Below are 14,727 nucleotides of genomic sequence, written 5' to 3'. Positions count from 1 at the left end.
CATCCAGTGCGCGTTCAGTGGAACGGGCTTTCCTGGATGTCGGTCAGACAGCCGCCGCAGCCAGGAGCGCCCGGGTGGAACCGGTCGTGGTCATCGGGCTCACCTCCTCGCTTTGTCGAAGCTGACGCGACAGTACAGCAGTGATCGTCGCGCACGAATACCGCTCGTGAGCGTTCATTCCGGTAAGAACCGGAGCGAACACTCACGAGCGCAGCTCGTCAGCCGCGGCGGGCCGACAGGCCGGTGGCCATCGAGGCGATGCCCGCCGCGATGCCCGCGGCGTCGTCGATCTGCTGGTCGTCGTCCTGTACGCCGGGGCAGGCGAGATCCGCGAGCGCTGCGGCGGCTTGGGGCCCGAGGCCGCGGACGACGATGCGGATGCCCATGGAGCATGCCTTTCGCGCCAGCTCGCGAGCCTTCGCGTGGTCTGCCAGCGCGCCGTCGCTGAAGATGCAGAGCACGCGGTCACCCGAGTACTTCGGCAGCACCTCGATGCCGAGCTGCAGCGCGGACGACAGCAGGGTGCCGCCTCTCACCTCTGCCTTTCGGAGTGCGGAAACCACGTCGTCCAGCCGGGCCTCCGGCGGCACGTACTGCCGCACGGCATCGGACCAGAGCACCAGACCGCTCTCGTAGTGCGCGCTTTCGGCCTCGGCGAGGAACCGCTCGCCGCCGGCGATGGCCTGCGCCAGCCGCTCCCCCTGCATCGACGAGCTCACGTCGATGCACAACAGCACGTGTCCGCCGTACCGCTCCTGCAGCTTGGGCAGGTATGCGCCCGGCGGCGACTGCGTCAACCCGATTCCGCCGAAATCGCGGCGAATCCACGAACTCATCGCTCTCCCGAACTCAGCACCGCACGGTCAGCCCGGCGATGGTCGCGGCCAGCCGCTCGGTCGCCGCGCCGTCCACGACACCGTCCACATAGGCCTCCAGCTCCAGCGCCGCGCCGCCGAGCGGCTCCCGCGCGGTCACCGCCAGCAGCCCGTCCGCGCTGACCCGCAGCGTCAGCTCGATCACCGAACCTGCGGGCAGCGGCGGCAGCCCGGCGAACTCGCCGTCCAGCACCCGCCGGTTGTGCCCGACCTCCGCCGACGGCACGTCGCCGGCCTGCTCGAACACCTGGATGCGGACCGACCGCTGCCGGTTCACGATGGTGGCGAACCGGGCCGTCGCGGTGGCCGGCAGCGGATCGTTGCGGTGCACGAGGTGTTCGACGAAGCTCCGCAGGCCTTCGTCGTGGCTGTCCTCGATCAGCACGCCGAAGCTGCGCGGCACCACCGCCGCCGTCGTGCCGGTTTGCGCCGTGACAAGCCGGTGCGCGCGAACCGCGGCCCCGGACACGACGGCCAGATCGGGATCGACGATCTTCGGAGCCCGGCCGAGATGTGCTTGCATCGCGGCACGAATCATTGGTGCCTTCGTAGCGCCGCCGACCAGCAGCACCTCGTCGATCCGCGACACGCCCTTCGCCGCCGCATCGGCCAGCACCCGGTCCACGATCCGCAGGGTGCGCTCCACGAGGTCCGCGCCGAGGCTCTCCAGCGTCGCCCGGTCGACCTCGAAGCTCGCCGCGTCGTCGCCGCAGCGCAGCTTCACCCGGCGGCCGGTGACCGTGCTCAGCTGGCGTTTGACCTGTTCAGTGACGTCCTGGAGCTGCTGCCGGAACTCGTCGTCGTCCGGATCCGCGTCCGGGAACTCGCGGGCGAACGCCTCCGCCAGGTGTTCGGCGATGCGCTCGTTCCAGTCGGCACCGCCAAGCCGGCTGTCGCCGTCGGTGGCCACCACGTGCACTCCGTCGTCGGCCACCCGCAGCACGGTCGTGTCGAAGGTGCCGCCGCCGAGGTCGTAGACGAGCGCGGCACCGGGCTGGGCCTGGGCGGAGTAGTGCAGCGCCGCCGCGACCGGTTCGCTCAGCACCTCCAGCACGTCGATCCCGGCCAGCCGGGCGGCCTGCAACGTGGCTTCGCGCTCCCTGATCCCGAAGTACGCCGGAACCGTGATCACCGCGCGGACAGTCCCATGTGGACCTAAGCGGGCGACGGCGTCGTCGACGAGGCTGCGCAGGATCAGCGCCGACACCGATTCCGGCGTGTGCCTCGCGCCGTGGAACAGCAGCTCGAACTCGGTGCCCATCCGGCGCTTGATCAGCTCGACGGTGTTCTCCGGGTCCAGGTTGTCCCGCGCCGCGGCCCCGACCACGGCCGTGTCGGCGGAGGCGAAGTGCACCACCGACGGCGTGGTGAGCTCGCCGAGCCGGTTGCGCACCACCTCGACGTCACCCTCCACGATGGACGCGACGGCGGAATAGGTGGTGCCCAGGTCGATGCCGAGCACCAGCTCGTCAGGCATCGCCGAACACCGCGGTCGTGATGTCGGCGCAGCTGACCGCCGAACCCATGATGGTGAGCAGCATCGCGATCGCGAAGACCGCGATCAGCAGCCAGCGGTACACCCGGTAGTTCGCCGGGGGACGAATGCTCATACCGCCTCCGTGGTCGGCTTCTCGTCGCGGCCGAGGGCGAAGCCGCCGCGGCCCAGCAGCCAGCGGAACGGCGCGGCCGGGGTGAGCCGGTGGCCCGGCCTGATCCCGGTCACCGAGGACACCACGAAGTAGCGCACCTCGGCGAAGTCCCGCTCCGCGGCCAGCACCAGGTTGTCCAGGCCCGCGGTGTTCAGCCACTCCCGCACCGCCCCGGCGCACAGGTCGGCGGCCCACGGCAGGTCGGCCAGCAGATCGGCCTTGACCACGGTCACCGCCAGGGCCCGGCGCTCGGTCTGCACGCCGTAGTCGCGCAGCCGCCGGGCCGTCACCTGGTAGACCTGCTCGGGGTCGCCGCTGGCCGGATGTGCTTGCGCGATGCGGGATTCCAGCGCGCCGCCGAGCTGGTCGCGCACCCAGCCGATGGCGAACGGGTCGACCACCAGCACCAGTCCCCCGGCGTGGTCGAGGAATTCCAGCTCGCTGTTGTCGTCCCGGTCGACGTAGAACTCGCCGGCCGCGTCGAAGAGGTGCACCAGCGCCTGGTCGCGGGCCTTCGCCGAGCCGCCGCGGGTGAAGCGCACCGTGATCGCCGCGGGCAGCTGCCCGGCCGGCGTCTTCGCGGTGTCGCCGCCGGTGGTGATCAGCTGCTCGCCGTGCTCGAAGGCCTGCTTGCTGGCGCCGTCGACGAAGTCGAGCACGACGCCTTCGGCGGCGGCCCGGTCCCGCAGGGTGACCAGGCCCGCGTGCACGAGCCGGGTCTTGCCCGCCGACACCGGGCCGAAGACCGGCACCCGGATGTCGGTGACCGCGCCCGAACCGCCCCGCAGCGGCCGGTCGCACCGCTGGCACAGCGCCTCCAGCCGTTTGGACGCCCGCAGCACGGTCGTCGGCAGCTTCGCGCCGCACCCGCAGGTGCGCGACGCCGCGCCCAGCGCGCCGGGCCGGATGTCGTGGTGCACCACCTGGCACCCGTCGCAGCGGTAGGCGGGAACGGCCATCACGTGGTAGCAGACCGGGCAGCTGCCGCTGGCCTTCCGCAGCCGCCGCACGACCAGGTCGTAACCGCGCAGCACCCCGACCAGCGCGCCCCGGCCGAGCCATCCGAGGCCCAGCACGACCGCGCCGATGACCAGCACTTCCGCCGCGCCGACGAGCGCGCCCAGCGTGACACCGGACCAGATCAGGACGGTCAGGCCGATGCTCACGAAGCGCAGCTTGCTGCCGGTGCCGTAGTTGAGGCCCCACTGCCAGCCGCGCGCGATGAAGCCCAAGCCGTTGTGCCAGGCCGCGACCAGGTCGCGGCGCCACTGCGCGGCGAGGTAGCTCGGCCAGGCCCAGTCATGCGGGAACGGCCCCTTCGGCTTGCGCAGCCCGGCGGTGCCGTTGACCACGTCGTTCGGCGTCACCAGCGTCGGCTGCTCGGAGCCGCGCCCCGCCAGCACCAGGCAAGTCGAGACGAACGCCCACGAGCTGCCGAACAGCACGAAGAACGGGAACAGCCAGGCCAGGATCCCGATCACCACAGTGGCCAGCCACGCGCCCAGGCACAGCACCAGGAGAGCCCCGACGATGTAGGGCATTACTTCTCCCGTCTGCCGAACAGCCGCCGCGCGAACTCACGGGTGCGGGCCGGTTTGGGCTTCTGCTGCGAGAACTCCTTCAGCCAGTCGTGCCAGCCCGCGGCGTACTCGGCCGCCACGCCGCGCAGCACCTTGCTGATCCGCCGGTAGTCGGTCGGCTTGTGCTGGCCCGCCCAGCGCTCCAGCGCCTTGTCGAACGCCGCCCGCACCTGCTCCGAGGCGGCGTCCTCCCAGGCGGTAAGGAAAGCCAGCACGACCGCGTGATCGCGCCGCGACTGCGCGGCCTGCTCGTCGTTCCACACCGCGGGCAGCGCGTGGATCAGCATCTGCTGGAGCTGGTCGCCGCCTCGCACGGTCAGGTCGAGCGCGGCCGGCAGGTCGATGTCGAGCAGCACCGCGATGATCTGGTCCGCGCGGGCGGTGAACACCGACTCCGAGATGTCCTTCAGCGTCGCGGCATCGGCTTCGGCGCCCTTGCGGGCGAAGTTGCTCAGCCAGGACCGCAGCCGGCCGTCGTCCTCCCACAGCTTGCGCAGGTCGTCCCGGTCGCCGAGGTGGTGTCCCAGCATCCGCAGGACATCCAGGTACCGACCGGACACTTTGGACTTCTCCAGCACCGTGAACGACCGCTGCGCCAAGGCGTCCGAGACGGCCGTCGACGGCAGCGCGGTGACGAAGTCCTTGAGCTCGGCCATGGTGGGCGCGGAGTTCCGGAACAGCGCCTCCCACACCGCTTCGCCGGTGCCCGGCCGGTCCGGCGCGCGCAGCTGCTCGCGGAAGTTCGCGATGGTCTCCTGCCGCGCCGAGCCGCCGGAGGCCACCGCCGCGGCGGCGACCGCCGCGTCCAGCGGCATGAACGGGTCGCTGATCGTCGGGGCGAGCAGCCGCCACCAGCGGGCGTCGATCGCCTCGGCGACCTCGGCGGCACCCGGGCCTGCCAGGCGGCGGGCCAGCACGTCGCGCAGCAGGTCGATCATCTCCGGGCCGCACGTCCAGCGTGCCGGATCGACGCCGGCGTGCGGGTGCTCCGCCCACCACTCGACGAATCGCCCGGCCGCCTCGGCGAACCGGCCCACCCGGGGCCGCACGCCGAACCTGGTCGCGGTTCGCAGCAGCAGGTCCATCCGCTCCGGGGCGACGGCGCCGGCGGCCGCCTCGACCAGGATGCAGGCCTCCTCCGCCTCGTCGGGGCTCCACGGCCTCGGCGACAGCGGGGCCCGGGCATCGGCCGGAGTGCCGCGCACGATCTCGTCGATCTCGCCGCGCAGCAACGCGATCCGCACCCGGCCGGCCTGTGCCGCGTTCGTCCCGGCCAGCTTCGCCAGCACCGGCAACGCGGGCGAGGAGGCCAGCACCGCGTCCAGCACCGGCTCGACGACGTCCGATGTGGACACCGGCGGCGGCGACACCAGCCAATCCGCCAGCGCCATCGCGGAATCCTGCCCGGACACGGCCTCGTCGAGCATCAGCAGGCCGGCGGCCAGCCGGTCCGCCGCGCCCGGCCGCTGGTCGCCGCGGTTGCGGGCGAACTGGTGCGACAGTTCGATGGCGTCGACCACGTCGTAGGGGTCGACGCCGAGGAAGCGCGGCACCCAGTGCCGGGCGGCGGCGGTCGGCTCTTCCTTCCGGCGCTCGCCGCTGACCAGGTTGAACACCACGTAGTCGGAGTTGCGGTCCGGATCGGCCAGCGACCCGGCCCAGTCCGGGTGCACCGCCAGCACCTCGTGGCGGCTGTACTGCGGGTTGGTGGCGAACACCCGGAAGCCCACCCGCAGCGCCCGTTCCTGCGGCAGCAGGAGCGTTCCGGCCGCGATCCAGCGCACCGCGGTCTCCGCGTCCTCGCTGACGAACACCACCCGCGACGCGTCCTCGCCGTGCAGCCGGTCCATCGCGGAATGCACTGCGAGCAGCCAGGATTCGCCGTCCTGCCGGCTCAGCACCCAGTCCCGCAGCGCCTCTACGCCGAGCGGCCCCGCTTCGGGTTCGGCCGACACCGCCGCGCATTCGGTGCTCTCCGCAGGCTGTTCGACCCACCACGGCGCGGCCCACAGCTGGGCGGGCCGGATCGGCCCGTACAGCTGCGGATCGGTGGTGGCCAGCGCGTGGGTGAACTGGTTGCCCTCCCGCACGCCGCCGGTCTCGGCGCCCAGGTAGATCCCGCGGGCCGTCGCGTAAACACCGTCGTGCACGTGCACCAGCGACGGCGGGTATTGCGAGACCTCGCGCTTCTCGCGCATCCAGCCCACCGGGGCCTCGTAGAGCGCCGAGCGCTGCACCGCGGTCATCATCTCGTCCGTGGTGTCCGGCGAGACGGCCTGGAACTGGAATCCCGCGCCACCGCGCAGGCCCTGGCCCGGCCGGCAGTCGGTGTAGTACAGCGACTGGAACTCGCGCCCGCTCATCCTCGGCTCCGTTCGATGATCCGGAAGTGGCTGAGCAGCCACAGCAGTGGTTCGTCCACGCGGAACGGCCGCACCCCGGCCGGGTCGATCTGCTTGCGGCCATAGTCCGGTTCCGCGCCGAGCGAGGAAACCGCGAAATAGCGGAACGTCTGGTAATGCGCCCGCAGATGCCCGTCGATGTCGTCGGCGCCGAGGTCGGCCAGCAGCGCCCGCAGGTGCTCGTCGGTGTCCTGGCCGCCCGCCTCGTCGTACTGCGGGCCGGTGGCCGGCGGGCGGAGCAGCGGGTGGTTCTCGCCGAGCATCCCGAAGAACGCGTCGATCTTGGAGAACACCACGGCGATCGGGGTCTCGACCTTCTTGCGGTCGCTGAGCCCGACGCTGGAGCGCAGCATCTCGGTGACCCGGGTGAGCACGTTGATCGGCGGTTCGGTCCCGCGGCGGCTGGCGTCGGGCACCGCGATCCGGTCCGCCGCGCCCGGCAGCTGGAACGGGTCGAGCAGCACGATCAGCCCGTCCGAGGCGGTCAGGTACGCCTGGCTGTTGACGAACTCCTGGGTCGTCATGTCCTCGCCGGCGGCGTCGTAGAACGACAGCGTCGTGGTGTTGTGCACCTCACGGCCGAACTGGATGCGCGGCTGCCGCCACTGCATGACCAGCGGGACGCGGATGCCGTCGGCGGAGCCGGCGGTCGACTCGAACAGCGACCGGTCGTCGAACAGGGCGTGCTCGTAGCCCTCCAGCCACTGCGCGGTGCCGACCCCGGCCTGCTCCCCGGCGAAGGAGATGTCGGCGCCGAAGCGGCGCCGGATGTTGTGGCGCAGCTCGTGCACCAGCACCGTGGTGTAGACGGTCTTCCCGGCGTCCTTGCCGCCCACCACCCCGATCAGCGGGCTGCGGCCCTCGGCGAAGTTGGCGGGCAGCGGCGTGTGGCACACCGGGCAGGCGCGGATGCCGCTGACCGTGCCGCAGTCCGGGCACGGCGCCTTGCGCGGCGCACGGCCGAACCGCGATGACGGGGCCGCGAAGGTCGGCCAGGACGCGGGGGCGTATCCGGTGAGCCGCTGCCGCTCCGGGTCGACGGCCTTGCGGCACTTCTCCCGGCCGGGAGCGGGCCGGCCGGTGCACTGGAACCGCAGGTTGCCCGTGGGAAACCGGTGATAGCAGTAGGGACAAGCGACCTTGGCCATCAGCAGCCCCTCCCGGGCTCCGGAGCAGCGTCCCGGCAGTGCGCGGGCCGTGCGTACTTTCTGCTGCTATAGCGACACGAAGTACGCACGGCCCCGTGACCGGCGGAACCGTGGATCCGTGCCGGTTTCCGTGGTAGTCGGCCCGGTTTCGGCGGCGCCGCATCGCGGATGAACATCAGGACACCTTCAGCTGGGAGATCGGTGGATCGATCAACTGGACACCGGGGGCGGCGACGAAGCACCGCAGCCAGTACGGCTTCCGGCGCGGCAGCTCGACGGTCAGCTCCAGCGGATCGCCGAGGTCGTGGACGTCGCGGTGCACGACCTGACCGTCGTCGGGTTTGAGCGGCATGACGCGGCCGGGCGCGAGGACCACCAGCACCGTGCAGTCCGGGACGGGCTGGTCGGCGGTCACCACGATGCGCGCGGTACTCGCGCCGAACAACCGGTTCTGCCGTTCGATCCGGTAGCTGACCTGCGGCGGCGCCCCGGGCAGCACCAGCACGACGGGATCGGACCGGCTTTCGCCATTGTCGGCGGACCCGATCGCGGACACCTGCACGCGCACGTCGCCCGGCCCGGCGTCGATCCGGCAGCCACCGTCGGCCTGGTACTGCTGCCGGGTCAGCCGCAACCGCCCGGCTTCCGCGTCGGCCGACGGATTCGCCCAGGTCACCTCGGCCATCCGGACGCCGCCCGGCCACACCCAGGACAGCACCAGCTCGCCGCCGAAGCGCCGCGCGTCGAGCGAGGTGACCGGCGGCAGCGTCGCGGCAACCCGAGCGGTGTGCCGCACGGGCACGGCCTCAGCGGCGACTTCGGTGCCGTCCGGGCGGCGGTAGCGAGCGGTCAGCAGGTAGGTGTAGTCGCCATCGACGTCCACAGTGGAGTCACGAAAGGCGGTGTTGCCGCTGGTGGGAACGGCGACGTCGTCGGACTCCCCGTCGCGGCGCCGCCGCACGTCGACGCCGACGACGTCCCGGTGAACGACCCAACTCCCCTCGACCGCCCCGGTGCGAACGGCCAGCCGAACCTTGTGCACGGACGGCAGGACGTCGATCACCGCCCCGGCGGGCCGCGACCACGCACCGCCTTCGCCTGCGGCGAAAACCGCGTACCCGACGTTCCCGCCCGCCGCCACGGCGGCGTCCACCACCGCCGTCTCCGGGCCTTCGGCGACTACGTCGCCGTCATCGGCGTCGCCGGGCGTCCGCCCGGCTCGGCGCACCACCCGGTACCGGGTGGCGTCGTCGTGGTCGGGCTTCGCCCGCCACGACACCCGCACTCCGGCGCCTTCCGGCTGCGCCGTCACGGCGTCGACCGGGCTCAGCGGGATGCGCCGCAGCTCCGCCGCTATCGCGTCGTCGTCGGCGGCGAGCCGCGCGGCTTCGCCGAGCTGGCGCCTGGCTTCGCCTTCGGCTCCGTTGCGCAGCGCGTGGTCCGCCGCTTCGCGGAGTTCCCGCACTTGCTGCGCGTGCCGGTCGACGGCCGCTTTCGCGGTCGCCGCCTCGTCGGTGTCGGTGATCGCGGCCAGGGTTTGCTGGGCGGCGATCAGGTTTCCGGCGGCGAGGAGTTCGGTGACCTTCTGCAGGCCGGTGACCGGTGGCGCGGCGGTGCCGGTCTCGCTGAGCACGCTGATCACCGCCAGCCGCGCTTCGCCCGCGTCCAGGCCGCTGCGACCGAGCACCCGCAGCAGCGCGCTGGCCGGTGCGCCGTTCTCGCGGAGCCGCCGCACGTCGTCGAGCAGGTGGTAGAGCGCCAGCAGCCGGAGGTCTGCGCCGTCCTTGCCTGCGGCCGTGTTGAGCAGGCCGAGCGCTTCGCGAGCGGGTTGGTTGCCGGAGCGCCGGTTCTCCCGGTCGATCGCCTGCTGGACGGCCTTTGCGGTGAGTCCGGTCGGCTTGGGCGGGCTGCTCTCGAAGTCCGCCAGGAGCTTGTAGCTGTCGAGTTTTCCGTGCAGGAGTTCGGGAATCCCGGTGATCTCGGCGTCGCCCAGCAGCGCCTTGAGGCGGCGGAACAGGGTTTCGGGCAGCCCGCTGGTCTTCGGCAGTTCCGTCGGCGATGCGGTCCGCACCCCGGCCCCGGTCAGGGCTCGGTCGACCTCGGCGGGCGCCAGCTGGCCGAACGTCTCGCGCATCGCCTCCAGCTGGCCGGGCGTGATCAGGCCGATTTCACCGAAGTTCGCCTTCAGCATCGCGACGAGTTCGTCGACCTGCGCCTGGCTGGCACCGGCCCGGGCGTTGTTGCGGTTGCGCCACCAGGACATGCTGGACATCTCGTCGCCGGGCGCGCGCCGCAGCTCCTCGTCCTCGCGCAGGAACGCCTTGTAGACGCTGGTGGTGAAGCTGGATTTCGCGGTGGACTGGGCGCTCTTGTTCCAGTGCGAGCGGACCTCGGCGAGCCGCTGCGCCAGCTCCGCGTCCGAGAAACCCGGCTCGACCGCGTACCTGGTCAGCAGGTCGTCGGGTAATCGGCCGCTGCGTCCCCGCAGCGGCCGGACCACCTCGCGCTCGTAGACCTTGGGATCGAAGGGTTGCATCGGAGCCCGTCTCTGACCTCTGTTCGATCTTTGTCTTTGAAGCGGCGCAGCCGCTTAGCCCACCCTCGCAACCCGCACCGCCGCAGGTTCTCAGGTGTCTTCTCGCGAGGACAGCCCCGACGTGGTGAATTGGCCATTCATGATGTCGGGGATCCCACAGCGAGAAGACCGCGGTAACTCCCGCAAGGGGGGCCGCCACCCGCACCGCTACGCAGAACGAGCCTGGAAACAGCCACTTCAGCCGGAGACCGTGATCCCGGCGACCACCTTCTTAGCCTCGGCGACCTCCTCGTCGCTGCGGACGCTCACCCGGACCTTGATGTCCAACGACTTCCCGGTGGACGGCTCGGTGGCGGTCAGCTCCAGCAGGCCCTCGTCGTCGACGGTCATCCGGATGTTCACCGGCGATCCGACCGGCAGCGGCGGCAGCCCGTCGATGAGCCCCTTGCCCTCGTTGATCGGCTTGTTCTCGGCCAGCTCCGGCCCCGCGACCACGCCGGACTGCTCGAACAGCTCGATCATCACGCCGGTCTGGCCCTCTTCGACGGTGGCCGCCTCCAGCACCCGCTCCGCGGTGGGCAGCGAGTCGTTGGCGTGCACGAGGTGCTTGACGAAGTGCTGCGTCGGCTTCTGCTGCCAGTCAGGATCGCCGGTGTCCACGAGCTTCACGCCGAAGGCCTTGGGCAGCACGTTGCGGGTCTTCTTGGCGGCGAGGTCCTCCAGCGCCTTGACCGAGATCCCGGTCTGCTGCGCCACGTTCTGCACGGCCTCCGCGACGCCGGTGGCGCCCTGGTCGGCGGCGTCGGTCATCTCGCGGTGCACCACGCGGCCCAGCGCGTACAGCGCGGCGCCCTTGGCCACCGCCAGGTCCGGGTCGTGCAGCTTCGGGTCCCACCCGAAGTCGGCGCGCAGCCGCTCGACGACCGCCGGCATCTTCGTCGACCCGCCGACCAGCAGCACGTCGTCGATCTGCGCGCCGGGCTGCTTGTCCTGCAGCGTCGCCAGGGTGCGCTTGAGGATGTCGATGGTCTTGTCCAGCAGGTCCTGGGTTTCGGCCTCGAACTGCGCGCGGGTCACCTCGACGCGGGCGCTGACGCCGGCGCCGCGCAGCGCCACCGCCCGGGATTCCGCTTTGGACAGCTGCTTCTTGGTGTCCTCCGCGGTGGTCGCCAACGACTGGAGGAACTCCTCGTCGTCCTCGACCTCGGTGCCTTCCGGCGCCTGCTCCAGGAACTTCGCCAGCAGGTGGTTGCGCAGCCGCAGGTCCCAGTCGGCGCCCCCGAGGTGGTCGTCGCCGTCGGTGCAGACCACCACGATCTCGTCCTTCGACACCCGGATCACCGTGGTGTCGAAGGTGCCGCCGCCGAGGTCGTAGACGAGGATCGTCTTGTCCTCGGCGTCGGTGGTCGCCTCGTAGTGCAGCGCCGCGGCCACCGGCTCGGGCACGATGCCGATCACGTCCAGCCCGGCGATCTGACCGGCGTTCTTGGTCGCGCTGCGCTCCAGCATCCCGAAGTAGGCGGGCACGGTGATCACGGCGCGGCTCGCGTCGCCGCCGGTGTGCGCGGCGGCGTCCTGGGCGAGCTGCTTGAGGATCAGCGCCGAGATCGACTCCGGCGTGTAGGTGGTGCCGTGGAACTCGAACTCGGCGTCGCTGCCCATCTGCCGCTTGATCAGCGACACCACCCGGTCCGGGTCGATGATCGCGGAGTTCTTGGCCACCGACCCGACGACCACGTTGGCCTCGTTCTCGAAGAACACCACCGAGGGCGTGGTCTCGTTGCTGTCGGTGTTGCGGCAGACGGTCGGGCGGCCGGTCTCGTCGACGTACGAGATGGCCGAATAGGTGGTGCCCAGGTCGATGCCGAACACCTTCAGGTCGCCGTCAGACATCTGCGCTCATCCCCTCTGCTCGCGGGTCGTTCTCGGTGGCCGGCGCGGTTTCGGCGCTCCAGCGGTACACGTGCACCCGCGCGGGGACGGTCACGCGATCGGTCGTGGTGTCCAGGTATCCGTCGGAGACGACGACGGCGATCCGCTCGTGCTGGCCGGGATCATCGGCCGGGAGGACCTTGATGGCGCGGTGCTCGCGCGCCGAGAACTCGGCGCCGACCGCCGGCCGGATCGGCGCGCTGCCGCAGCGTTCCAGGGCCTGTTCCGCGCTCAGCGCGAAGGAATCGAGCAGGTCCGCGACCTGCTGCCGGCCGAGCTCGGCGGGCAGCGTGCGGGCCTGGTGCAGCAGGTCCTTGCGGAGGTTCTGCAGGTCCGTGGTGATCGGGCGCAGCACGAGGTTCTGCTCGCCGGCGCGCAGCCGCTCCACCTCGGCGTGCAGCTTGTCGATGACGCGCTCGCGGGCGGCGGCGCGCTCGTGGTGCTCGCGGACCTGCTCGGTGAGCGCCGCGACCGCCTCGGTCAGCCGCGCGACGGGGTCCGGCTCGGGCTCGGGTAACGGCTCGGCGGATTCCGCAAGCGGCTCAACCGGTTCCGGCTCCTGGTCCGCCTCCGGCACCGCCGGTTCGGGTACGTCGGCGACCGCGTCTACCGGCTCCCCGGTGTCCGGCCGCCGGTCGCCGTGCCCTGGCTCGTCACGCATGAACTCGCCCGCCTCGCTGCTCACCGCTGCCGCGGAGTGACCAGTAAATGATCACCAAGCCTAGTATCGTCCCGCTCCGTTCAAGCGGGATTCACCGACTTTGGACGGCAGAGCTGCGAAGGCGGTTCCCGGCGGCGATTGCTCCGAACCGGTGAGTCACGACCCGTGAGTACTTTGTGCCGCTATAGCAGCACAAAGTACTCACGGCTGATGACCAGCGGAAATGAAGTGGGTGGCGGCGCATCGGGGCGCGGACCGCCGCCACCCGCGTACTCACCGGGTGGCGAGCACGTCCTCGCGGAACACCTGCGGGGCGATCAGCACGCCACCGGCGAAGTTCCGCTCGACCTCGGCGATCTCGTCCGGGTTGGGCTTCGGGTTGTCGCAGTCCGGCCCGGCGCTGGCGCCCGACATCAGGTCCTCGCACAGCCCGGTCCGGTTGTCCGGCAGGCCGAGGATGTGCCCGAGCTCGTGCGCCGCGATGCGGATGGTGTCGTGGCCCTCGTTCACGGCCTGGCGGCCCATCCAGATCCGGCCCTGCCCGAGCCCGATCACCTCGGCGCGCGGCCAGCCGTCATCGGCGAGCACCACCACGTCGGCCGCGCCGCCGGAGGCCGGTTCCAGCCGGACGTTCTGCACATTCTCGTTCCAGACCTGCGCACCGGCATCCACCGCATCGCGGAATTCGGCCGCCTGGCTGGCGTCGTAGGTGACGACCCGGACGTTCTCCGGGACCGCCGCGCCGGCCGCGGCCGGAACGACGAGTGCGACCAGAAATGCGATGAGCAAACCAACAACGGGTCGTATCGTTCGGGGCAGGTTCATCTGCGGACCTCCTAAACGAACCGGATCACGGTGCCCTCGAACGTATTGCCCCCACCAGTGCCGCACAGTCGCCTGGCGTAGATGTGCCACAACGCGAATTTCCCGGAATAGCGGCGAACAACGCGACGGGGCCAGCTTATTTCTCGCGAAATGCCGGAAATCGCGTGGCCACCGGATCGGCGCAACAGCAGAATGAACTAGTGCCACCGGAACTTTGGGAGGACATCGAGATGGCCGACGAACTCAAGCCCATGCCGCAGGACTGGCGCCGCGCGCTGGCCATCGTCGCGCACCCCGACGACCTCGAATACGGCTGCTCCGGCGCGGTGGCCGCCTGGACCGCGAGCGGCCGGGAGGTCTCCTACCTGCTGGTGACGCGCGGCGAGGCGGGCATCGACGGGATCGCCCCGGAGGAGGCGGCGCCGCTGCGCGAAGCCGAGCAGCTCGCCAGCGCCGCCGAAGTGGGCGTGCAGTCGGTGGAGTTCCTCGACCACCGCGACGGCGTGATCGAGTACGGCCTGCCGCTGCGCCGGGACCTGGCCCGCGCCATCCGCGAGCACCGGCCGGGGCTGGTGATCACGCTCAACCATCACGACTCCTGGGGGCCGGGCAGCTGGAACAGCGCCGACCACCGCGCGGTGGGCCGGGCGGCGCTGGACGCGGTGGCGGATGCCGGGAACCGCTGGATCTTCCCGGAACTCGTCGACCACGGCTACGAACCGTGGTTGGGGGTGCGCTGGATCGCGGTGGCCGCGTCGCCACACCCGACGCACGCCGTGGACATCACCGACACCCTGGACCGAGCCGTGGCGTCGCTGGCGGCGCACCGGACCTACCTGGAAGCGCTGAGCGACGAGCCGGCCGAGCAGCACGCCCGAGGATTCCTGGAAGGAGCGGCCCGCGAGCACTCCGAACGCTTCGGCGGCCGCGCATGCACCACCTTCGAGCTGATCGGCGAGGGCTGACGCCGGGCGTTGGCCACGGGGCCGTGAGTCTTTTGGGTCGCCATAGCAGCCCAAAAGACAAGATGCTCTGCCCCGAGTCGAGCAGCCAGAAGAACGGGAACGCCAGCGCCGCGGTGGCGATCGCGCCGGTGACGATCACCTTCTTCGCGCCCAC

The 14,727-nt window shown here is 71.3% G+C and carries 11 protein-coding genes; 1 reads left to right on the top strand and 10 read right to left on the bottom strand.

The annotated features are described in order from the left end of the window. Window positions 1-218: 218 nt before the first annotated feature. The 10 genes from AB0I53_RS26780 to AB0I53_RS26735 form a co-directional block, all read right to left on the bottom strand. A complete protein-coding gene (locus AB0I53_RS26780) occupies window positions 219-836 on the bottom strand; it encodes a vWA domain-containing protein (protein WP_358608399.1) in 618 nt (205 codons plus the stop codon). 13 nt (window positions 837-849) lie between these two features. Next, window positions 850-2,352 carry an Hsp70 family protein gene (locus tag AB0I53_RS26775; protein WP_358608396.1) on the bottom strand — a complete coding sequence of 501 codons (1,503 nt, stop codon included), beginning with the start codon at window positions 2,350-2,352 and terminating at the stop codon, window positions 850-852. After that, on the bottom strand, window positions 2,345-2,485 hold the full coding sequence (locus AB0I53_RS26770) for a hypothetical protein (RefSeq protein ID WP_358608393.1): 141 nt from the start codon (window positions 2,483-2,485) through the stop codon (window positions 2,345-2,347). The genes AB0I53_RS26775 and AB0I53_RS26770 overlap by 8 nt, the downstream gene beginning before the upstream one ends. Next, window positions 2,482-4,065 (bottom strand): hypothetical protein, encoded by a 1,584-nt coding sequence (locus AB0I53_RS26765; RefSeq protein ID WP_358608390.1) that lies wholly within the window; start codon window positions 4,063-4,065, stop codon window positions 2,482-2,484. Before AB0I53_RS26765 ends, AB0I53_RS26770 begins: the two co-directional genes overlap by 4 nt. Then, window positions 4,065-6,467, bottom strand: coding sequence for a GTPase-associated protein 1-related protein (locus AB0I53_RS26760; RefSeq protein ID WP_358608387.1), 2,403 nt, complete (start codon window positions 6,465-6,467; stop codon window positions 4,065-4,067). Before AB0I53_RS26760 ends, AB0I53_RS26765 begins: the two co-directional genes overlap by 1 nt. Further along, window positions 6,464-7,654, bottom strand: a complete 1,191-nt coding sequence (locus tag AB0I53_RS26755) for a zinc ribbon domain-containing protein (RefSeq protein WP_358608384.1) — start codon at window positions 7,652-7,654, stop codon at window positions 6,464-6,466. Before AB0I53_RS26755 ends, AB0I53_RS26760 begins: the two co-directional genes overlap by 4 nt. Window positions 7,655-7,829: 175 nt before the next feature. Further along, on the bottom strand, window positions 7,830-10,190 hold the full coding sequence (locus AB0I53_RS26750) for a hypothetical protein (RefSeq protein ID WP_358608381.1): 2,361 nt from the start codon (window positions 10,188-10,190) through the stop codon (window positions 7,830-7,832). Window positions 10,191-10,427: 237 nt separating this feature from the next. Next, window positions 10,428-12,083: an Hsp70 family protein gene (locus AB0I53_RS26745; protein ID WP_358608378.1), complete on the bottom strand. Its 1,656-nt coding sequence runs from the start codon at window positions 12,081-12,083 to the stop codon at window positions 10,428-10,430. After that, window positions 12,076-12,783, bottom strand: coding sequence for a nucleotide exchange factor GrpE (gene grpE / locus AB0I53_RS26740; RefSeq protein ID WP_358608375.1), 708 nt, complete (start codon window positions 12,781-12,783; stop codon window positions 12,076-12,078). The genes AB0I53_RS26745 and grpE overlap by 8 nt, the downstream gene beginning before the upstream one ends. A 273-nt stretch (window positions 12,784-13,056) precedes the next feature. Next, window positions 13,057-13,608: a snapalysin family zinc-dependent metalloprotease gene (locus AB0I53_RS26735; protein ID WP_358608372.1), complete on the bottom strand. Its 552-nt coding sequence runs from the start codon at window positions 13,606-13,608 to the stop codon at window positions 13,057-13,059. A 230-nt stretch (window positions 13,609-13,838) separates the two neighbouring features. Here AB0I53_RS26735 and AB0I53_RS26730 point away from each other — a divergent pair, with 230 nt between their 5' ends. Beyond that, on the top strand, window positions 13,839-14,573 hold the full coding sequence (locus AB0I53_RS26730) for a PIG-L deacetylase family protein (protein ID WP_358608570.1): 735 nt from the start codon (window positions 13,839-13,841) through the stop codon (window positions 14,571-14,573). Window positions 14,574-14,727 lie beyond the last annotated feature (154 nt).

The organism is Saccharopolyspora sp. NPDC050389, assembly GCF_040655595.1.
Taxonomy (GTDB): Bacteria; Actinomycetota; Actinomycetes; order Mycobacteriales; family Pseudonocardiaceae; genus Saccharopolyspora.
Note: the sequence above shows the minus strand (reverse complement) of the source record. Positions and strands in the feature narration are given on the sequence as shown.